The 21,527-nt window shown below is 45.2% G+C and carries 21 protein-coding genes and 1 tRNA gene; 9 read left to right on the top strand and 13 right to left on the bottom strand.

What is annotated here, in order from left to right:
* Positions 1-48: 48 nt before the first annotated feature.
* Entirely contained in the window at positions 49-2,472 is a 2,424-nt protein-coding gene (locus ACUALS_RS16000; protein ID WP_454449825.1) for a formate C-acetyltransferase/glycerol dehydratase family glycyl radical enzyme, read from the bottom strand.
* A gap of 2 nt (positions 2,473-2,474) precedes the next feature.
* Complete coding sequence (locus ACUALS_RS15995) at positions 2,475-3,416, bottom strand: glycyl-radical enzyme activating protein (protein ID WP_454449824.1); 942 nt, start codon at positions 3,414-3,416, stop codon at positions 2,475-2,477.
* A 256-nt stretch (positions 3,417-3,672) separates the two neighbouring features.
* Between ACUALS_RS15995 and ACUALS_RS15990 the strand changes: the two genes are divergently transcribed.
* From ACUALS_RS15990 to nqrM, 3 genes are all read left to right on the top strand, one after another.
* Positions 3,673-4,347 (top strand): fructose-6-phosphate aldolase, encoded by a 675-nt coding sequence (locus ACUALS_RS15990; RefSeq protein ID WP_021707589.1) that lies wholly within the window; start codon positions 3,673-3,675, stop codon positions 4,345-4,347.
* A gap of 165 nt (positions 4,348-4,512) precedes the next feature.
* Positions 4,513-4,941 carry a NifB/NifX family molybdenum-iron cluster-binding protein gene (locus ACUALS_RS15985; protein WP_454449823.1) on the top strand — a complete coding sequence of 143 codons (429 nt, stop codon included), beginning with the start codon at positions 4,513-4,515 and terminating at the stop codon, positions 4,939-4,941.
* Positions 4,938-5,132, top strand: a complete 195-nt coding sequence (gene nqrM, locus ACUALS_RS15980; RefSeq protein WP_043886560.1) for a (Na+)-NQR maturation NqrM — start codon at positions 4,938-4,940, stop codon at positions 5,130-5,132. Before ACUALS_RS15985 ends, nqrM begins: the two co-directional genes overlap by 4 nt.
* Positions 5,133-5,139: 7 nt before the next feature.
* On the opposite strand, the gene ACUALS_RS15975 is transcribed toward nqrM, so the two are convergent.
* The 6 genes from ACUALS_RS15975 to ACUALS_RS15950 all read right to left on the bottom strand — a co-directional run bounded on the left by ACUALS_RS15975 (position 5,140) and on the right by ACUALS_RS15950 (position 10,328).
* On the bottom strand, positions 5,140-5,412 hold the full coding sequence (locus ACUALS_RS15975) for a DUF134 domain-containing protein (RefSeq protein ID WP_043886561.1): 273 nt from the start codon (positions 5,410-5,412) through the stop codon (positions 5,140-5,142).
* Between the two features lie 159 nt (positions 5,413-5,571).
* Positions 5,572-5,991, bottom strand: a complete 420-nt coding sequence (locus ACUALS_RS15970) for a VOC family protein (protein ID WP_005470294.1) — start codon at positions 5,989-5,991, stop codon at positions 5,572-5,574.
* Positions 5,992-6,075: 84 nt separating this feature from the next.
* Positions 6,076-7,869: a cation:proton antiporter gene (locus ACUALS_RS15965; protein WP_454449822.1), complete on the bottom strand. Its 1,794-nt coding sequence runs from the start codon at positions 7,867-7,869 to the stop codon at positions 6,076-6,078.
* Between the two features lie 270 nt (positions 7,870-8,139).
* Entirely contained in the window at positions 8,140-9,303 is a 1,164-nt protein-coding gene (locus ACUALS_RS15960; RefSeq protein WP_454449821.1) for a trypsin-like serine peptidase, read from the bottom strand.
* A complete protein-coding gene (locus ACUALS_RS15955) occupies positions 9,304-9,975 on the bottom strand; it encodes a hypothetical protein (RefSeq protein ID WP_454449820.1) in 672 nt (223 codons plus the stop codon).
* Positions 9,976-10,237: 262 nt separating this feature from the next.
* Positions 10,238-10,328: transfer RNA gene (locus ACUALS_RS15950), tRNA-Ser, on the bottom strand.
* A gap of 317 nt (positions 10,329-10,645) precedes the next feature.
* On the opposite strand from ACUALS_RS15950, the gene ACUALS_RS15945 reads away from it, so the two are divergent.
* Positions 10,646-11,347, top strand: a complete 702-nt coding sequence (locus tag ACUALS_RS15945; protein WP_005470247.1) for a MaoC family dehydratase — start codon at positions 10,646-10,648, stop codon at positions 11,345-11,347.
* 64 nt (positions 11,348-11,411) lie between these two features.
* On the opposite strand, the gene ACUALS_RS15940 is transcribed toward ACUALS_RS15945, so the two are convergent.
* Positions 11,412-11,987: an aldolase/citrate lyase/malate synthase family protein gene (locus ACUALS_RS15940; protein WP_005470108.1), complete on the bottom strand. Its 576-nt coding sequence runs from the start codon at positions 11,985-11,987 to the stop codon at positions 11,412-11,414.
* Positions 11,988-12,148: 161 nt separating this feature from the next.
* Between ACUALS_RS15940 and ACUALS_RS15935 the strand changes: the two genes are divergently transcribed.
* Positions 12,149-13,672, top strand: coding sequence for a DUF3612 domain-containing protein (locus tag ACUALS_RS15935; protein WP_072016629.1), 1,524 nt, complete (start codon positions 12,149-12,151; stop codon positions 13,670-13,672).
* 295 nt (positions 13,673-13,967) lie between these two features.
* Here the strand turns inward: ACUALS_RS15935 and ACUALS_RS15930 are convergent, their stop codons facing one another.
* Both ACUALS_RS15930 and ACUALS_RS15925 read right to left on the bottom strand, forming a co-directional pair.
* On the bottom strand, positions 13,968-14,402 hold the full coding sequence (locus ACUALS_RS15930) for an Mpo1 family 2-hydroxy fatty acid dioxygenase (protein ID WP_454449819.1): 435 nt from the start codon (positions 14,400-14,402) through the stop codon (positions 13,968-13,970).
* A 59-nt stretch (positions 14,403-14,461) separates the two neighbouring features.
* Complete coding sequence (locus tag ACUALS_RS15925) at positions 14,462-15,847, bottom strand: diguanylate cyclase (protein ID WP_454449818.1); 1,386 nt, start codon at positions 15,845-15,847, stop codon at positions 14,462-14,464.
* A gap of 294 nt (positions 15,848-16,141) precedes the next feature.
* Between ACUALS_RS15925 and ACUALS_RS15920 the strand changes: the two genes are divergently transcribed.
* Complete coding sequence (locus ACUALS_RS15920; RefSeq protein WP_454449817.1) at positions 16,142-17,203, top strand: DUF3541 domain-containing protein; 1,062 nt, start codon at positions 16,142-16,144, stop codon at positions 17,201-17,203.
* A gap of 328 nt (positions 17,204-17,531) precedes the next feature.
* Positions 17,532-18,674: a GGDEF domain-containing protein gene (locus tag ACUALS_RS15915; RefSeq protein WP_454449816.1), complete on the top strand. Its 1,143-nt coding sequence runs from the start codon at positions 17,532-17,534 to the stop codon at positions 18,672-18,674.
* Here ACUALS_RS15915 and ACUALS_RS15910 read toward each other — a convergent pair.
* Complete coding sequence (locus ACUALS_RS15910) at positions 18,671-18,949, bottom strand: hypothetical protein (RefSeq protein ID WP_038140528.1); 279 nt, start codon at positions 18,947-18,949, stop codon at positions 18,671-18,673. The genes ACUALS_RS15915 and ACUALS_RS15910 overlap by 4 nt on opposite strands.
* A gap of 195 nt (positions 18,950-19,144) precedes the next feature.
* Complete coding sequence (gene ppnP / locus ACUALS_RS15905; protein ID WP_005470007.1) at positions 19,145-19,426, bottom strand: pyrimidine/purine nucleoside phosphorylase; 282 nt, start codon at positions 19,424-19,426, stop codon at positions 19,145-19,147.
* Positions 19,427-19,797: 371 nt separating this feature from the next.
* Here ppnP and ACUALS_RS15900 point away from each other — a divergent pair, with 371 nt between their 5' ends.
* A complete protein-coding gene (locus ACUALS_RS15900; protein ID WP_005470106.1) occupies positions 19,798-20,238 on the top strand; it encodes a DUF2850 domain-containing protein in 441 nt (146 codons plus the stop codon).
* Positions 20,239-20,396: 158 nt separating this feature from the next.
* The gene (locus tag ACUALS_RS15895) at positions 20,397-21,488 is read left to right on the top strand and encodes a mechanosensitive ion channel family protein (RefSeq protein ID WP_454449815.1); all 1,092 of its coding nucleotides are present in this window, start codon (positions 20,397-20,399) and stop codon (positions 21,486-21,488) included.
* The last annotated feature ends 39 nt before the right edge of the window (positions 21,489-21,527 follow it).

Raw genomic sequence — 21,527 nt, 5'->3', positions numbered from 1 at the left:
CTATTATAGTGCCTCTTACTTTCATTTGAAACTAAAGTGAAACTTCAGTTACAGATCGTGCTCAGTACGTGCGATGATGTCGTCTTGCGCGTCTGGTGATAGCGCGGTGAAGAAGGCTGAGTAGCCTGCAACTCGCACAACAAGATCACGATATTGTTCAGGGTTCTTCTTCGCAGCTAGCAAGGTCTCACGAGAGACTATGTTGTACTGCACGTGCCAACCTTTGTGGTGGTTGAAGAAGGTGCGAATCAACATAGAAAGCTTGAGCTTATCCCCTTCAGACTCAACCGCTGCTGGGCTTAACTTCTGATTAAGCAGCACGCCACCAAGGATCTTGTTCGCTTGGATCTTACCGACCGAGTTGTACACAGCCGTTGGACCTAAACGGTCTGAGCCAGATGACGGGCTTGCACCTTCTGCCAATGGCGTTTTCGCTTTACGACCATCTGGCGTTGCCATGGTTGAAGCACCGAATGGGACGTTTGCCGAGATACTTGATGTACCTGCGTAGTAACCGCCGCCAATTGGACCACGCCCATGACGCGTATTAACGAACTGCTCTAGCTCATCAATGTACACTTGGTAAGCGTCTGCCAGTAGTTGGTCTACTGCGTCATCATCATTACCGTATTTTGGTGCAAAGTTGATAAGACGTTGGCGAAGCTGCTCGCTCTCCATGCCGTCGAAATCTTCTGCCAATGCTTTTGCCAACTCTGGTTGGGTGATTTGCGCATCATCGAAAACAAGGTGCTTGATGGCGGCTAGGCTGTTACCCAAGTTCGCGATACCGACTTGCAAGCCAGATACCCAATCGTATTTCGCGCCACCTTCTTTCACGGTTTTACCGCGAGCCAAACAGTCATCCACCAGCGTTGAACAGAAGATGTCTTGTGCCTGCTGTTCAAGCACACTGTCGACTACAGTATCAATCTCAATCGATTTACGGGTGTAGTAGCGGATTTGCTCTGCCCAAGAAGCGGTCACTTGCTCAAAGTTCTCAAAGTTGCCTTTTGCTAATGACTTATCGTGTGGCAAGAAAGCTTTACCCGTTGTTGCATCCACACCTTCGTTCAATGAAGCGAGCAGGATACGAGCGAAGTTAATGAAGCTCATGCCCGTACAACGGTAACCCCATTTGCCCGGAACTGCGGTCTCGATACAGCCGATAGATGCGTAGTTGTAAGCGTCTTCTTTCTCAACACCAAGCTTGATGAATTCAGGAATAACAATCTCATCGTTGTTGAACGCTGGCATACCGAAGCCGCATTTAATCACTTCGATACAACCCATTAAGAATTCTTGGTTCAAACCTTCGTGGTAACGCACACTCAAGTTAGGTTGCGTCGAACGTAACTGACCGCAAGATTCCAGAATCGCCCAAGAAAGTGGATTCACTGCGTCTTCAGGCTCACCCTTTTCATTCAACTTCTGACCGCCGATACACACGTTTTGATACAGCGGAGAACCAGCCGATGCTTTCGAGTGTGCACCAGAGCGAATCTTGTTTACTTCAAGCAACTTCAACCAACAGCTTTGTAGCAACTCTAACGCGAAGTCTTTCTCAATTGTGCCGTTTTCGATATCACGAACATAAAATTCGTTTAGGAACTGGTCCATACGACCGAAAGAAACCGAGTGACCATTCGATTCGATTTGTAGCATCAACTGAACGAAGTAGCTCAACTGCAATGCTTGCCAGAAGTTTTCTGGTGCGTGGCTTGCTACATGACGACAGTTTGCCGCAATGCTTTCTAACTCAGCTTTGCGCAGCGGGCGCGTCTCTTCTAACGCCATTTTAGCTGCTAATTCAGCGTAGCTCACCATGTGATCTTGAATGGCAAGCAGTACGATTTCGACTGATTTATAGAACTGCTCTTTCTTCAAGCCTTCAAAGGTCGAAACATCATTGTTAGCACGGTGCTGACGAACATCCTCTAATAAGCCGTTCATGCCTAGCTTCAAGATTTTCTCGTTATCCACCGCAAGGTGCGCGTCACCCGAAGTCATATTGCCTTCAGCTTTAATGATGGTGCTGGCTAAGATATCTTGCTGCTCATCAGTAAACAAACCATAACAACGGTCTTGAACGGTTTTACCGCGCCAGTACGGTGTGATGCTGTGGATGCTTTGCTTATCTTCTTCAGTGACCGCGAAGCCTGCACCAGGACGGTCGGCTAGCTCATCAATTTCCGCTTCAATCCAACGTACAGTGTATTCTGGGAAAATAGGCGCAGCGCGCACTTTGCTCGCTTGGTTACCGACGATCAATTCATCGTGTTTAATCCAAATCGTACGAGTGCGTAAGTGCTCTTGCAGTGCTAGCGCACGTTGGACAATTACAGGTTTGTCTTCGTTTGCTTGATAAGCACGAGTGTATGCCTCTGCACGCTCGGTACAGACAGGTGGCGTTACGATATTTACCAGTGCCGATTTGTGCGCTTTGATACGCTCAGGAAGGTAATTCAGGTCCATAGTTAACCTCTTACAATCACGTTAAGTTGGGTGTTTTCGCTTGCGTATTGCATGGCGCTTTCTAGCAGTTCTGGTTTGTTTAATGGCTTGTCAGAACACTCGTAAGGCATATCGAGCAAACGGTATTTATTGATGCCGAGCGTGTGGTACGGCAGCAAGTGAAGTTCTTGGCAGCTCTCTAGTGAAGCCGCAAAATCGATGATGTCTTTCAACTCTTCGATGGTGTCATTGAACCCCGGCACAACGGGAACGCGAATCACAATGCGTTTCGCGATAGGTGCCAGTTTTCGGAAATTGTCTTTGATGCGTTTTAGTGAACCTTTCGCCCAGCTAAGAAACTTTTCTTCGTCGGTATGTTTTAAATCCGCCAACCAGCAATCAATATATGGCGCGGCTTTTTCAACGTTCTTCCACGGAACATGCATGCACGATTCAATGGCGGTAGAGACTTGGTTGTCATGCAGACGCTGCGCGAGTTCTGCCACCAAATCGGCTTGCATGAGTGGCTCACCACCGGAGAAGGTCACGCCACCTTGGCTTTGGTCGTAGAAAGGTTTGTCTTTCATTAAGGTGTCAAACAGCATGTCTGATTTTGCTTCGTCACCGCAGACGGTCAGTGCTTGCGTAGGACAGACGTTTCGCAGCGCGATCAGTTGGTCTTCTTTGATGGCTTTGCGATTGATGATGATCTGGTTGTCGATGCGTTGAATACCATCGCTCACCGTTTCACTACCCGCAGTAGATTGAGTTGTAGCTTGATAAGCAGAAACGCACAGCTGGCAACCTTCCATACAGCTTCGCTGATCAAACAACAGTGAATGCTTTTCGCTGCGGCTTTCTGGGTTTTGACACCAAGGGCAAGACAAGCTGCATCCTTTAAGAAAAAGAATGGAACGAATGCCATCGCCATCATGGGTAGAGAATCGTTGGATATTGAAATACATCTCTGCTTGCCTCTTGGTCTGTGCTACCGCTATTTACTTAATTCGTTTCTTTTGCTCGTTGAGTCTTATGAACAGCTTTTCTGTTTTCTAACTGAAAGCTTCATTTGAGCCTTTACAAGTTTCACTTAGCCTTCATTTAATGAAATTATTATAGTTTCAAATGAAATTTCAATTGATCAAAATCAAGATCTCGTTCGATTGTCAGCTCTATAGTGATCCCATCATCAAAACGAAGATTTTGTTTAAGGTAGAAACCATGATTGAACTTTATTTAGATACTGCTGATGTGGCAGAAGTAAAACGCTTTAACCAGTGCCTACCGCTAAAAGGCGTGACGACAAACCCAAGCATTTTGGCGAAGTCAAAGCAGGGACTGAATGAAACCCTAGCAGGCATGCAAGAAGCACTTGGCGGGACACCTCGCTTTCATGCTCAAGTCGTGAGTTCAACCGTCGAAGGCATGGTGGCAGAAGCGCGCCAACTGAATGAATTGCCTTACGATATGGTGGTAAAAGTACCAGCAACAGAAACCGGCTTAGCTGCAATTAAGCTAATGAAAAAAGAGGGAATTCAGGTTCTTGCTACCGCTATCTATTCAGCTCAACAAGGTTTCCTAGCGGCACTGTGCGGTGCTGACTACCTAGCACCTTACGTAAACCGCATTGATGCGATGAACGGCAACGGTGTTGAAGTGGTCGCGGATCTTCAATTGTTGCTCGATCAAAACCAACTACCAGCGAAGATTTTGGCAGCCAGCTTCAAGAACACTCAACAAGCGATGGAAGTGATGAAACTGGGTATCGAAGCCATTACATTACCTACCGATGTGGCGGCACAAATGTTCGCTCACCCAGCAGTAAAACCGGCGGTTGAACAGTTCGATAAAGACTGGAAAGAGACGTTCGGCGACAAACTTTCATTTGAAAGCTAGTCATTCAAAAGCCGCTGAACACTAGCGGCTTTTTTACTCACGATTTCAGACACAACCTTCCTACCCCTCGATCTTCGATATCTAAGAGTTCAAATTTATTAATGGCATATGCCAGTAATAAGCATATAGTCATACTGTTCAATTCAGAAAAAGCTAGGAGTCAGCATGATTTACGCCGTGCCGTGCAATAGCACATTGATCAGTAACCACTTCTCTCGTTGCGAGCAAATCGCCATCATCGATTCAACCACTCATCAGACTCAATACCTGTCTATCGCGCCCGATACATCTTGTTGTAGCGTAAAGAAAAAGTGGCAACAGGTTATAGCTGGTTACAAAGTAGACGTTGTTGTGGTGAGGGACATTGGCCAAAATATGCTCAAGGGACTGTTTCAGTCTCAAGTTAAGGTGCTAGCTGCAAAAGCGAGGCAAGATATACGCAACATCCATTTTTCCGAGCTTATGACAGTGGAGAGTTTAGACTACAGCCGTGTATCACCAAAGAAAAAAGCCTGTGGCAACGGGAACAACGCCACATCCTCTTTGGCACTGCCGCAGTCAGGCTGGCACTCAATCCGGAGGATTAGACGATGACGTTACTGCTTACTGTACTTATATTTGTGAGTTTTATCAGCCTCATGGCGATAGGGGTCATGTTCTCTCGCCGACCGATTCAAGGCAGCTGTGGCGGTCTATCTAAACTAAGTATTGCTCGGGAGTGTAATTGCAAAGACACTTGCGAAGGAACAAAGCGCACGCTTTATCAAATTAAAGAGCCTGATTAAGCGCCTGCTATTGAAGCTTTAGAGCGTGACCTTGGATGATGCTACTCGCAACCTTTTGCCTCGCTCGTTTGATGATATTGCCAAACGTTTGACGTGACACCTGCATCTGCACTGCAGCATCAATCTGATTGAGCCCTTCTTGATCGGCGAGCCTCAGCGCTTCTAACTCATCTGGCAGCAGTTCGACAACTTGCAGCTCGTCCATCCTAACGCCATTAGGTTTGTAAAAAGCATAAGCTGCACGCGTGCAGACTTTACGGTGTATTTTCGGGCGAGCCATAATCTCAATCCAACAGTTTCTCAAAGAGACGTTATCGTTACGTCGGTGCAAGATTGTAGCAACCTAGCCAAGACTAAACCATCTGAATCCAAAGGTTGCATTTATGACTGAGCCGATTTCGCGCAGAGAGGTCCAGATACTCTCTGCGCTTGCCTGTCACTAACTCGATAGATTGCGCAGCTTTGGATCGTCGGTCAGATACTCGACAAACTCTACCTCAAAACCCGCAGGGTCAACAAAATAGATGTTCTTACGATACGGTTCTTCAGCGCCAGGTTTGGCGATAGAAAAGCCTGCGTCTTGTAGGCGGCCGATCACAGCATCAATATTGTTGGTGACATAGGCAAAATGCGCTAATCCAACCTGATGGCCGGGTAAATCACGGTTCTCTCCTTCTCCGTGGTCACTCAGCGCAATATATTGATACTCATCACCAAAATGTAACCAGTTTCTCGGCTTTCCACTCCACTCGCCCTGACCTTCATCGCGAACATACCAATGCGGGAACGCCGCTTGATAGAACTTCAACATTTCTGGGATATCTTTTACTACTAAGTTCACATGCTCTAGTTGAATCATGGTTTTCTCCTTTGATTTCTTAGCCAACGGAGACCATGCTAAAACCTCAAGTTAGGTTTAGGTAAAGTGTTTTTTTGCTTTTTTTTACTCAGGTGCGTTTTTCACTAGCGCGACCATGATCTCGCCACTTTCAGGCTTAAAACTCTCTGGCTGAGTGATCAGATTGATATGCTGAGCGGTACTGACGACAAATAGAGGCACCACCGTCGCCGATTGGTATTGCAGTTGGTAATCCTCAAAGGTGAAACTATCGCTTATTCGAGTGTGCTTAACCTCCGCCCCCTGAGCGATCAAGCTAGCGATTTGTTTATAGCCAATTGTTCCTCCAAGCAGCAACGAGTAGGAATGCTCTCCATTATGAGAAAGCTTGTCTAATGAATCTTGGTTCTTTTTATCTTGCAGGCTAAACACTTTTCTGGCGCCAAATTCATGAGAAAAGTGCACGCCCGCCACAGAGTTTAAGTGCTGGTCGGGAGTAACAGATATCACCTGACCTATACCGATCAAGTCTAAATACTCATCCGCATGGCTTGACGTTGGATTCCCATAATAACTTTCAAAACCCGCCATGCGCGCCTTACTAACGTAATCCCAGTTGGTATCCGACATCAGTACACGGCAATCGTAGTTTTTTATTGCGGTACCAATCGTTCGAGCCACATCATTTGCGCCAACAATGAGGAAACCTCGCGGAGATGGTTCCGCAACCCCAAGCAACCTTGCAACAGGACGCGCTGTTGCACTCTGCAGTACGACTGTCCCAATGATCACCATAAAGATCAGAGGCACCAGCAGGTTCGCCTGTGAGACTTCTAAGTTCGTTAATTTTAGGGCAAACAACGAGGACACTGCGGCGGCTACAATACCACGTGGAGCAACCCAAGCGAGAAAGGCTTTCTCTTGAAGCTCTAGGCTACTTTTGAGGGTTGAGAGAAAGATGGATACCGGACGCGATACAAGCTGGATAAAGGCAAACAACACTAACGCGGATAGACCTAGCTGTTCAAAATCACTCAGCTCAACACTGGCTGCGAGCAAAATAAACAAACCAGAAATAAACAGGATGGTTAAGTTCTCTTTAAAATGAAGAATATGACTGATGTTGACGCCCTTGGCATTAGCCAACCACACCCCCATCACGGTGACCGTCAATAAGCCTGATTCGTGCTCTAAATAATTTGAGGCGGTAAATACCCCAAGTAGTATGACAAGAACGGCAAAAGGCTGCAGATACTCAGGTAGCCAATGCCGCCTTATGATTGCTGCGACTAAAGCGCCTGCTGCAATACCGAGCGCAAAGCCAACAAGCAGTATGAGTCCAAACACAATCAGACTGTTCACTTGGCTTTGCGAGACAATAAACTCGTAGACCATAACAACAAACAGAGCGCCCAACGGATCAATCAGTATCCCTTCCCAACGCAGAATGTTTGACAACTTGCTACTGGGTCGCACGGTGCGAAGCAAAGGCACAATCACCGTAGGCCCCGTCACAACGGTCAAACTACCGAACAGTAAAGAGAGGGTCCAATCAAACCCTAATAGATAGTGGGTAGCCGCTGATGTCATTGCCCAAGAGATGATTGCCCCAAGGGTCACAATACTCCAAACGCTTTTGCTTATTCCTCTTATCTGCTTGAAATTCAGAGTCAGGCTACCTTCAAACAGGATCACAGCGACGGCGAGGGAAATAAACGGGAAGTAAAGCTCACCCAAGGTATCTTGAGGTTGGAGCACACCTAAGATAGGTCCAACAATGAGCCCAGTGACTAACAAGAATAGAATCGCTGGCAATTTAAAATGCCAAGCAACCCACTGACAGCACAACCCCAACAATCCAATACTGGCCAGAGTCAGCGCAATTGTTTCTGAAGACATCAACAAATTCCATTTCGTGGACCTAATGAATCTTGATTAAGCACGCTTGCCTAACCCTTTTCCCAGGTCATGAGTTAACTGTGATTTCCGCTTACACGGATGAATAAGAGAGTACTCCTTTAAAGTAGCCAACAATCACCCATTATTGAAAGCACTGTTTGCCAAAACCAAAAAGGACGGTTTATAAAAACCGTCCTTAAAGAAGAGTGAGCCATGTGGCCAACTACTTGAAATACGCTATTGAGCTCAATCTAATTGGCCAACAATCACTTACTTAATCGCAAAGTAGTCTAGCGCTATGCGCCCTTTGCCTTCTAGGTTACCGATAGGTTGCATCTCCACTTTGATGGCCTCTCCCTTTAACTCAAATTCGTTAACCGTCACCTTAATCGCATCACTATCAAATGAGTTCACATCAACATTCGCAGCGACGATACGGTCGTCCACAATCAAATCAAAGGCGGGAATCTCAGCTTGCTTGGGAACCACAAACTCAATCGAATAGCGTTCTCCCGGCGTGGCATAAGCCGTGGCATAGATTCCACCATTGTCATACCAACCAGTTCCGTTGAAGTCGAAGCTCTCCGCCTTCCAGTAGCTGAAGTACGCATGGTAGTCCTCGCTATTTTCTGGCGATGCTGGCGTCCATTTCACTTCATCAAGTTTTACTTCCTCTACATAGCTGAAGCCATGCGTTTGCATCGTTTGTTTGATGAAATCAAGGCGAGTGAGCGTGTTTTCAAACGTGTCAAACCAGTATCGCGCGCCAATCTGTATCCCAATCTCGCCCAAAAGGTAAAACTCACCATCCTTTTCAACCGTGATACCAGACCCTGAATCCCCAAGAATCGAATGCCACTGCAGATCGGTTTGCGGGGTGTAGGCGTCGTCAAAAACCAATGGCGTCACCCAACGGTTGTGGCGATCAAGGTAAACGTATTTTGTCCCGCCATTTCGACCGTTATAGTTTCCGTAGCCAATCTGATTAACTTTATAGTGCTCTTTTGGATCAAACATACCTTCAACGGGCAACTTGGCAGGCTTTATCCCAATGATCGGTGTATCCAGTCGAACCAGCGCGAAGTCTCTACCATCAGGAGACGTAAACTCGTATTCCCCATACTCCCCATCCGGATCGGTAATCGCACTGACGCTTTTTACCTGATGGAACACACCATCCTCATCTTTTTCGAACGATGAGCACGTAACTCGGTTTTGATAGTTTTCAGATTTTGCGCCACTCACATGATCCGCTGTAATAACCCAGAATGGGTCGATAAGTGTCGCGCTGCCCGCGTTCATGTGACAAGCGAAGTCAAACTTGCTCTGCAAAGCAAACTCTTTATGCTGCTGAACGGAGCGATCAGCACGACCTAAGCCTGCGTTGGCCGAAAATGACGCCAACACTGCGGTAGCAATAAGTAACTTGTTCATTTATTTGCCCTCACTTAGGTTGATCGCTTCCAAGCTCAAATAGCCGTCGTTTTGTGACCAACCAAATTGATCAGGCTTAAATGCAAGTTGAATCGTTAAAATGTCTGCATCAGATTCGGTAGTGAACTGCACACTATTTTGGGTCGTCGCGATGCTGGTCGGATAGAAGTTATCAATAGTGACGCACTCTTCGTTTAGGCAAGCAGTAAACTCTGAAGCAGACAACCAGTTGTGAGTATACAAATCAAGCCTAAAGTCACCTGATTTACCTGGCTTAACCTGAAAAGAAAAACCACCACCCGGCTTGGCATAAATGGCGTGATTCGACTCATCGAGGTAGTCTTTAGAGCTTCCGCCTTCCCAATAGTACTCGTTACCATGGGCTGGCTTTTCGTCCTTTAATTCGTATTCACCAATCATCTGAACATCACTGATCAGATCGACACCTTGTTTCGCAGTAAAACGATGTTCACCGTACCAAAACGCCCAATCCAAGCCATCGAGATCAACGACATCCGCATAGCGAGAATCACCTTGACTTAGTGTGTAACCGTAGAGTTCTGACGATATCGACAGCGACTCGCCCGCGACGGTAGAAATATTGGACAACTGATTTTCAGACGCCAAAGCACCACCCGATAGAAACAGCAGAGCCATTATTTTTAGCTTCATTATTACTCTCCGTTATAGACAACCTCATGACTATACATTGGAAAAATGAAGCGTAATTACATGCGTTTAATATCAGGAATGAAACTTCAATTAATTTAACTGCTTACAGTTGCTTACTTGTAAACAGGCGAGGCCTTGTGTAAATAGTACGAAATTCCATATTAACCGAAATATGACATTATGTAGGAGAAGAGAAATTGAGAAAAGAAAGTGAAGTAGAAACGAAAAAGCCCGCTAACTAATTAGCGGGCTTTCTTAAATGTGGCGGAGAGATAGGGATTTGAACCCTAGATACGCTATTAACGTATGCCGGTTTTCAAGACCGGTGCTTTCAACCACTCAGCCATCTCTCCGTTGCGGGTTGTATAGTAGGTTTTGGCACAACTCTTGTAAAGCAATAATTTGAGGCAACGTGTTCAAGTGGTGAGTTTTCACACACCTGACTAAACTCTAGTCAGATGGAATAACGCTGTTGTGTATGATTTTTGTTGTACAAAAACTCTAATCTTTAGATTGTAATAAAATAGTGTTTTATTTATAACTCAATGAATTTATTGAATTTAAGCACTTTCAAGCAACAGATGTACGCTCGAAAGTCATTGCACAATATTGTGAAGTAATTCAAACTTACTGAGTTAATCGAACCAAATTGTATATTTCAGAGGTTTTTATGAAAGTCGCTGACCTGTTTAAACATCGTGGTGAATCCCACTCAAAACATCATTCAGAATTCATGCAGTGGATGTCTCCAACTGTGCGTGAGTACTGGGGAGAGTTTTTGACGAAGGCAAACAATCGCCACCTTTTTACACGTCTACGCGATCTTCAACAACCTGCTGTTAATGACGAAGTTGAGTCTCCTGCTCCAATTACGACTGAGCAGCCTAAAACGATCGAACTCAAGCCAGAAGCCCAAGCCTTGTATGAAGAGCTTCAGGCAAAAATTGGTGAAGTCATTCATGTGGGTGATTGGCTGGATGTCTCGCAAGAGCGAATTAATCAATTTGGTGCCGTTACCGAAGACATGCAGTGGATCCATACCGATCCTGAACGTGCGGCGGCTGAATCGCCTTTCAAGACAACGATTGCACACGGTTTTTTGACTTTGGCTCTATTGCCAAAACTAACAGACAGCGTCGACCCTGACCAAAACCTGTTTCCAACCGCGAAAATGGTAGTCAACATCGGTCTCAACCAAGTTCGTTTTCCTTACCCAGTAAAATCAGACAACCGCATTCGCGCAGTGAGCACTTTGTCAAAGGTAACGCCTATTCGCAAAGGGTTAGAGATTGAGCGCGAAATTAAAGTTGAAATCGACGGTGTTCGACGCCCAGGCGCAGTAGTGACATCGGTCATTCAATTGCATTTCTAGCTCGATAACAGAGATCAAAAAAAGGATACGCATGCGTATCCTTTTTTGTTTCTGCTGAATCGCGCTATTTATTCATGGTGTAACAGCATTCCAAGTCGTAGTCCTCACCGCTTTTAGCTGTGTAGGCTTTTGATTCTGTGCACGCTTTAGGTTTACCCTTCTCATCGCCTCGAACCAAACTAATCCAGTGACGCATTGCTGAAATTTCAGAGCTTTCTTGAGGGAACATGGTGCATGTTTCCAGTTGGATATCATCAATTTCAATCAGCTCAACGCAGCCAGTCCCTTTATGGCGACCAAATGTCAGCTCAACGTGGCTACCGTTACCATCGCGGAACAGAATCGACGTTGGCGTCTCCTTTTCACCGCTGTAAGCGACAAAGTGCTTGTTGCTTTTCAAACCACTGTGAGACCCATCTTTGAAATACGCTACAAGGTGGCGGTAATCAACCATGTACGCCGTTACTTCTTGGTGAGAGCCGTTCTCTAATGGAAACATACGATCTAGTAGCTGTTTTGCTTTTGTTTGCTTCTCAGATGATTGCTTCGAGTTTGTTTTCTCTACCGCGAAGACTGCTTCAGCGATAAATGGCTTGTCTTGTTTTTGGATGTCTGTTTTATCGATTGTAAGCATGTTCATAGCGTTTCCCTCGCGGATATTTCACAACTTTTATGTCCTAGAGCAAAGATTTCAAACTTGCGTTCAGTTGTTTTAAGTTTTGTGACTTTGCTTACTTTCTATACTAGTGATTTTTTGACTACAATTTCACAACAAAAATTTTACAATGTGAATTTTACAAAATTATGCTGTCGAAAAGTCTTATACGTCAGTCCCATTTTTTAGGGACGAAGATCAGAAATCTTAGAAAACGCAACCACTTAACCATGGAAGATCTCTCTGCGCGTTGCATTCGAGTAAATCCAGAATACGCACCGTCGGTTTCTTACCTGTCAATGATTGAGCGAGGGAAACGAGTCCCAAGTATCGATATGCTAGAAGTCATTGCGGAAGTGTTCCAAAAAGATCCCGCGTGGTTTTTAGATGATGAGCCAGAGCAAACGGACATCACTCCCGACAAGGGGAATCGTGGTGGGATCAGTGGCATGGCGCTTGAGCCAAGTTTCCTGTTCTCTAACGATATTCTTCAAATCGCGATTCCTGAGATGCTCTCGCAAACGGGAATCACCGGACGCCAGTTCGCGCACTTGCTTATTCGAGCGCATCAGGAAAACAACCAGAATCACTTTCCTGATCTGGAACGCGCAGCCGAAGAGATTGGACTGAAGCGCCTTAACCTCTCTGCGGAAGACTTAATGGATATCGCGCGAAGTATGGGGCTTACCATCCGTTGGACATCTCGCCCGCCACAAGATATTGTCGATGAACTTGGCGTTAGTGCTAAGCAAGTCGTTACTTCCTTTTTCGAGCCACCCGGCTTTATCTACTTGAATGAAATACTCAAGCAGTACCCTACGCGCCTTAAATATGACCTTGCGGTCTACCTAGGTCACTGTGTGTTACACAACAAAGAAGGGCTAAAGAGCGTTCTATCTGTCGGTCACGCCAACAGCTGGGAAGACAACACTCAACAAGTGAACCCAACGTCTGAGTTGAATTCGCAAGACATACTCCAAGCCTGGCGAGATTTTGAGTCCAGCTTCTTTGCTGGCGCATTACTCTGTCCTAAGGTGCCATTTCGTCAGTTGCTTGATCGAAATGGCTACGAGATCGATGTTCATGCTAAGGCAGGCGTCTCCCCATCAGTTGCGATGAGGCGCATGACCGTTGTCTCCCCTTATCCGCACTGGCACTACTTTGATGCGTATGGGCAGAACAAACTCAAAGCAGTCTATCGGGGAAATGGCATCCCGCTCCCTTGGGGCAACATGCGACAAGTTAACGACCCATGCCAACACTGGGCGGTGTTTAGACGTCTTTCTGAGCCTCGCAGTGGCAGTTCAGCGCAGATCTCCATTTTGAATGTGGGCGACGAACCAAGAATATACTGCTGCGAGTCCATTAATATGACTGATCCTGCAGGTAACAATCGCGTTCTCTGTGCTGGCATTGATTTAAATCCGGCGATCGATGCCCAAGGCGGAGACTCGAGAAACATTGCAGAAGAGCTCAAATCCTTGTGTGTCAGCCAAGGTGGTTCTGCACCCATTCCAAGACATATTCAAAAGGAGTTCACGACCATCGCGAAGATTCTAAACATCAATTGGATAGAGCGTGGAATTGAAACGGATGCGCGAGTGATTTGTTCCCGTGGTGCAGTTTGCCCAAGAAAACCAAGCTGCTATAGCGGATGCCAAGACGCCTAGCTCAAAAAGAAAAAAAGCCAATCACAATAATCGTGATTGGCTGTATTTGATTGTGAACAAATTTCGGTTCACTAACAACGTCAGTTGGCTAGGTGACCCTCGGCTTAATAAGGGTCATTACAACTAAAGCATGATACGTGCCAACTTTTTCTATCAATAAAAATCGTTGATTTTGTTCACTTAATAAACTGTTTATTAAAAACAAGGCTCATAAAGTAATCTCGAAATGATAAATTTCGCATAATGCGAAAATTACAATCTTTGCAAAATGCAAAATCCTGGTTGGATACTGGCGTTACTTCTTCCTAAATACCCAAATAGGACCAATCAATAGGTAAACCAGATCGTCAAGAAATGAAGGTCTTTTCCCTTCTATTTTGTGGCCAATAAACTGCAGTAACCACAAACTTGCAAAGCCGGTCAAAGAAATAAGGAAGACGGGAAGCCGCATCAAGTCAAGGGACCAAATCAATGAGATGCAGGCTAACGTGAATCCGAGCATCATAAGAAAGACACTCAACGAAAGCCGAAAGTAGAATACCCAGATCGGCATCGCTGCGACCCAGACCCAGTTAACGGTTGTGCCAAGCAAGTTAATCGACGGAATAGACCAAACCAAACCGACGACCGAAAGAAAAATACCGGGTACCGCGACTTGATGAATTTTCTGATTGATTGGATGCTGATGGCTCTCGCCGTAATCCGCTAACCACTGAGCTAAACTGCGCATACTGACCTCACAACCGACTCTTTATATTGTCTATAGCATGGTTTGAGAGTATTTGCCCACTAGCTCAATGAGTTAACATCATTTCTTTGTGACTGACGCCGCTTCTCTAAATACATTCTCTCGTCCGCCAGCTTAAGCATATCTTCTATGGTCGTAAAATCCGGATGGTACAACGCGTAACCAACACTGACGTGAATATTGATGAGTTGCTGATCGTAAATCACTGGACTGTGACAAATTGCTCGCTGAAGCTCGAGGTTTATGTGGTCAATGTCTTCAGACTTGGTCACTCGTGGCAACAGCACTAAAAACTCGTCTCCGCCAATACGGGCAACAACATCCGAGGATCGAAGTACTCCCTTGATTCTTTCTGCCGTTGCAATGAGTACTTTATCGCCAGCAACATGACCGTAACTGTCATTAATTGCCTTAAATTTATCAAGATCGATGTTTAGAATTGCAAAGCCTTCTTCAGCTCCGCGTTTTTTAGCAGCGTCGAACTGATTTTCTATGGTGTACAAAAAATAACGTCGGTTTGGCAAACGAGTAAGAGCATCTTGAAGGGAGCGTTTTTTCGCAACAGAATACAACCGATAAACCAACACAAATGCCAACGCCAGTAGCACTAACAGCGGATAGCCTATAAGCCTGACCGCATGGACACGATACCATTCGCTTTTGCTTAAAAGGTCTTCCTTTGTGCTTGCGGCAATATGCCAGCTACCATAAGGAAAATAAACATTCTCCGTGGCAAATGCAGTCTTGTAGACATTAGCATTCCCATAAAAGTGCTCACCTTCTGAACCTGTACTGTCCAGCCCACGCATCGCAATATTGTATTTGTGCTCAAACTTTTCGATGCCCACATCGTGAAACAGAGAGTTTAAATCGAGCACGACACTGCACACGCCCCAATAGCTGCTGTTATAAGGCGGATCTTCATAAATGGGAACACGGGCAATCAAACCTTTGCCGCCTTGAACTAAATTGACGGGACCAGCTATGAAAATATCTTGGATTTCATTAGCTTTGCGAACAGTGCGCCACTGGCTTGGAACGGTCTTATAGTCTAAGCCCAAAGCAGCCTCATTACCTTTAAGTGGGTAAATGTATTTGATGACATCATTAGGAGCTAGGCCAATGACTTTGACATGGCTACTTTTGCGCATAATGCTGGAAGCAATAAGCCCCCAGCCGTTAAATTCAAACTCAGGGTTAGCAGCAAGCAACACCGATATACTGTTTACAGCAAAAATATCAGACACTATTGCCGCTTCCAGTTCGGAACGAATAATCGAGAGTTCTTCTTTAGCTCGACCGAGTAGACTGTCTCGCAAAAAGTTTTTCTGACTGCGATCGATGACTTCGACCAATCCAATTGCGAAGCTACTGATCAAGATAATAAATATGTAGACAGACCAACGCCTGTTTATGCGATCCTGCATTTCTTCCCCAAAACTAAAAAGCGCTAAAAGCCTTTTTCGACAGCGTAGTTGATTTTCTAGCACTTCTACGGTGCTGTATTTTTTGTTATTTCTATCAATTATACAAAAAGGCGCATTGATTTGGATATTTTTTCATCTCATATTCAGTCAATATTTTGCATCTATCTGACAAGCGCTTTACATCCAGCAAAGCAATAATTGATATTTTATCGCCAATTCAAACTCAATCACTTCCCCACCAAGGAATGGTTCGCCTACCCAACGAGGTAGGCTTCGATAGGTAATGGTATTTTTATGCGCCAACGAATACTCGCCCTTTGCTTAGGGCTCGCTCTACTGCCTACAGTTTACGCTACCGACTTAAACGAAGAGTCAGCGGACATCATCAAGCAGACATACGAAAGCCAGCTATACACTTTACCAGCCTTCAAAGAAGGACATTACGGTTTGCGTATGTACCGACAAACGCTCGACAACAAATACGCTGCCGCAGTCTGGAGTGACATGGCGCGTGTTGCGAGTCGGCTCAATCGTTTTGCGGCAGAAGTGAACACACCGGAGCAAATCTTGCTCTACTCAGAGAAGCGTATTGCTGGCTATCAAGACGAAACAGACGAACGCAGCGTGCGTCGCTACACCGTGACAAAACACATGCCTGAATACCTCTACTTAGGTGTGGATTTACTAGGCTCGATGGCGCGAGCCAATGAATATGGATTAAAGCACAAAGAGGACGCGAAACTGCGCCAAGTGATTCGCCGCTACGACTTCAACAAATACGCCACAGATCCAGAAATGATCCGAGCGTGGGCAGCTCAGCTCGCAAACCAAGTCTTTTGGCTAAAGCAACTGGGCGAGCAAGATGTCACCCAAGCGTTTATTGAGTCCTTTAAAGCCACTTATCCAGACAACGAAGACAAAAAATTGTCCAAACAGCAGTATGGCAATAAGCTTTACGGTTTGACGCATATAATCTTCGCCGATTCGCAGTATTACCAACGTCTTGTGAGCGAAAAACAGTATCAATGGATTTATGACTATTTTCGCGCCAATATCGACACCATCCTCCTTAGAGCGAAAGAGGATATCATCGCCGAAGTGGGCATCAGCTTTTTGCTGGCAGGTCTAGAAGACGACCCTGTTGTGGCAAAGACCCGCGACGTAATACGCAAGTCGATTGATAAAGACAAGGGGATGATTCCGTCTGTTTCAGGGGATTTTGATTTGGCTTACGGTGAACACAGAAACGTTTTGGCAATCATGCTGCTAGATTGGCAAAGCGTTAACAAAGCCCCGACAATGGAACAGCATCCACGGTTTTTTTCTCGCCTTCCATACGGTTTGGAGAAGAAGTAGCGCACTCTGAACTGTTGAGGGAATGCACAAAACGAAGAGTACCGTTAGACCATTTTATTATATAGGCCTGAATATAGAGGTACTTTTCGTTTTTAATTCAGTAACTTGCCACCGTCAACAAACTAGCGCTTGCTTGAAATCTTTCTTTTATACAATACGTTATCTAAGCGCCAATTTTCTGCCTAGCTCCAATCTATTACGTCAATAAACAACTAAGTTCATACAAATCAAACTAGGTACCTAACCAGCAAGATACTATCACTGAAGCAAAATCACATTTTACTTCTAGAATTTATGCAAGAAATACCAAAAATAGGACTTGCGGTGAATGGGTAATTTTGTCGGTCGGCATTTAGAAGAAATGGCGGACTTGCGCTCTTCGAGGAAGCACAAGGTTGTACAAATATGTTCGATCGTCTCCATCACGATACTGCTAGTCTACAGTACGGTCCATTTTCTTAACGGATCCTTACTCTTTGCCATTTTTAACTTGGGGTGTACGCTCATCCTGCTCCTTAACCTATGGTTTGGACGACATCAGCAAGCGCGCTTTAATGACTTGATACTCAGCGGAGTCTTACTTCTTCAAGCATTCATATTGCTACTCTTCGGTGAGCACGGAACAGGAACGCTTGTTTGGCTGTATCCAATTCTCGCAGCTGTCATATTTGCCAACGAATTCAAAATCGGCTCAATATTGAGCACCTTATTCTGCTTGTTGGTCGCTGTTATTACACTGTCCGGTGGAGCCATCACATTAGAATCACTATCAGCCGACCGATTTGTGATCAGCTTGTTTGCCCTCTGCCTACTTTGCAATACCTCGGCCTATTTTTACAATAAAGCGGTAGCCTATATTCAATCTTTATATCGCGAAGGTATTGAAGATCTCGCCTACTTTGATCAACTGACTGGACTTGCCAATCGTTGGAGCTTTGAAAGCTGGGCGATCGATAAACTGGAAGAAGAGCGGCACAGCAACACGCTCACCGCGATGATATTTTTAGATATTGATGATTTCAAAGCGATTAATGACTGCTACGGCCACGATGTCGGCGATCGCGTATTGCAGCACTTTTCGCGCAGACTGAAGAATAATATCCGAAACAAAGACAGGAAAACCGACAAGCATGATTATTCCATCGCTCGATTTGCTGGAGATGAATTTGTTCTACTGCTCTACGGAGTAAAAAGTCGTGCAGATCTTGAAGGTATACTCAATCGCATCCTGCACCTATTTGAGGACTGCTATCAGGGAAAAGAGGAAATCGGCAAAGTGAACGTGAGCCTTGGTGTAGCACTGTTTCCTGAAGATGCTGACACTTTACCAGAACTCACACGTTGTTCAGACAAAGCGATGTATTCAGCTAAACACAGTGGTAAAAATCAGTTTCACTACTATCGAAAAGATCGGGGGGAAAAACCAAAAAAGCAAGATAATGTAACACCTATTACTCAAAGAAGAGTTTAGCCCGTCATATACATTAACCATAAGCTTACTGCCATAACCACAATCATCCACACCGCATATCTCACCGTATTCGGCTTATCCTTCTTCGGCGTAATAATCGGTTTGAATGCAACATCCTTCGCGTCAGCTAGCACCGATTGTCGGGCTGATAGTTTATCTCGTCTCTTTTGAGCGGAAGACGCGACTTTTCCGAAACGGTGCAATTGGTCCTGAGTCAGGTCTTGGCTCGGATCATATCGTTGGTGAGAATCTTTATGCTTAGGAACAACAGCCATGTTCACCTCCTAGTTACAATTTCTCATAATAGAAGTATAGCCTAGGTTTATCTTGATAACTTTGATAATAACTGAAGGACAGTTCGGCAAAATCGAATCGGCGCTTGGAGTAAACGAGCGCACTTTGCCCCTAACTGAGTGTGACAAAACAAAACGCCGCTGATTAGCGGCGTTTTGATTTATAGAGCGATTTTCTTAGAGGTATTCACACAGGTAAGCAGTCGTTACCAGTATTTTGACGTCAAATGAAGAGTCTCCGGACACATCGAAAGACTCACCTGCCTTGTAAGTGTTCCAATGGCTTTCACCATCTCGCTTAACCGCCATTTCACCTTTTACAACCGTCATTTTTTCTGGCGCCGCGGTACCAAAGGTATATTCACCAGCAAGCATGACTCCAACACTCGAGTTCTCTTCGCCCTGAGTAAAGCCCAACGACTTTACACCATCATCGAAATAGCTGTTTACTGTAATCATATGTCCCTCATGAACCTGTTTAATCAAATTATTGTTGTCACGTTTTAATCGATATTGTCGGTCACAGCAATCTAAAATGCTGAAATCTAACCAATATCGACAGCGTATGTGTCTAAATCAAAGCGTGCCTACATAGATTTCATGCTGTTGAAGAAGATCTCATTGCCGTTGACTGCTAGTCTTACAATAACCAGTGACAGTTTACTCTGTTTTCTCATTGAGTTAGCGACGTTCAGCACTCAATGGATTTGAGGTAAATATCAAATTTCTTGGTCAGGTAATTGATTTAAATATTCATTTCTTTCAAGCTGACTTTGGTTGACGAGTTCCACTAGGAATGGCAGTTCACATCCATTGCTTCAAAGGTAGTTATGATCCAAGCCAAAATTATCAAGTTGTTGTTTGTTGCCATATTCTTATCCTTGGCGGCTGGCTTTTCATCGCTACTCTATTTTAGCTACAACGACTATATTCACCCCAAACACGTATACGGTACTTGGATAGAAGTCGGAGCCCCCTCTTACAGCACCGAGACGCTTACCCTGAATGAACAGGGCGTATTCCGTAATAATCGCCTTATTGCCACCAGCTTTGAGTTTGATGGAGAGCAAGTCTTTATCGAAACAGGCAGTGGTACCACCATCTATCAGATTGCAGGAACGTTTAATTCCCCTCAATTGCGTCGTCTTCAGCCAAGCATACCGAGCCAACGCTTCGTCAAAGCAGGTTATGAAGACACTGTCGATATGGAGGGTGGTGGTGGCGCAAGCAAAAGACGCGCTGCACTATCAGAGCATTTTGGTAACAAATAGGATCGCTCTCTATTTAGGCTTATTGTTCAAGCCAACCGTTTCTTCACCTTGACGTTTCAATACAGAAACAACTACCCGTAACTCCATCACCCGACCTAGTATCACTACAAAGGATTGCTTATAATCGCTCCTCCTCCACCATAATAAGAATCGTTTATATGGATCAGCTACTTTCCTACTTACCGCCTTCAATAGCCGGCTTGTTAGAGCAATGGGATACCAACGTCATACTCATCACTGTTGCCAGCTTTTTTGCTTGGGTTATCTGGAGAATCGTTTATGGACGATTGGAGATCCTAGCGGAAAAAACCCGCTTTCACTGGGATGATCTCACACTTGCTGCGTTGAAAACGCCCGTCAGCACTTTGATTTGGTGTTGGCCAGCGACCGTTTCACTTGGCTTTCTACTCCAAGATCATATGGGTGATAAGCTCAACTGGCTAAGCACCGTCAAGCTCCTGCTCGTTATCGCTATCTTCGTCTGGATTACCATACGCTTAATTAACAACATCGAAGAGTATGTTCTTGACCAAACGAACCGAGACGAGACCACCGTACAAGCAGTAGCCAAGGTTTCGCGTTTGTTCTTCATTGTCATTGGTGGGATGACGGTCATGCAAGCCTTCGGTTTGAGCCTTTCCGGTCTGCTCACCTTCGGTGGTGTCGGTGGTTTAATTGTCGGTCTGGCTGCTAAGGACTTGCTGTCCAACTTCTTTGGCGGAATGATGATTTACTTTGATCGTCCGTTCAAGGTCGGCGACTGGATTCGCTCCCCAGATAGACAAATAGAGGGTACCGTAGAACGTATCGGCTGGCGCATGACCATCATCCGCACCTTTGACAAACGACCGCTGTATGTCCCTAACTCCGTCTTCAGCAGTATTGTGGTCGAAAACCCTTCACGCATGCAAAACAGACGCATCAATGAAACGATTGGTGTCCGATATGACGACAGCACTCAGGTTGAAACCATCGTTGAAGAGATAAAAGAGATGCTGAAAACCCATCCGGATATCGACGCTAAGCAGACGTTGATCGTCAACTTCAACGGCTTTGGACCATCATCACTGGATATCATGGTCTACACCTTTACTAAAACCGTCAACTGGGTGAGATTCCATAAAGTAAAGCAAGACGTATTACTGAAGATATTGGCAATCGTCCATCAAAATGGCGCGGATATCGCCTACCCAACTCAAACCATTAAGTTGGACGCACAAAACAACGAGATGCAAGGCGAACCCGTTTAGCAAATAAAACAAAGGCTAGCAAAACGCTAGCCTTTTCAA

The sequence above is a fragment of the Vibrio sp. NH-7 genome, assembly GCF_053643215.1.
The sequence above is the reverse complement of the archived record's forward strand: the minus strand, read 5'-3'. Positions and strand labels throughout refer to the sequence as shown.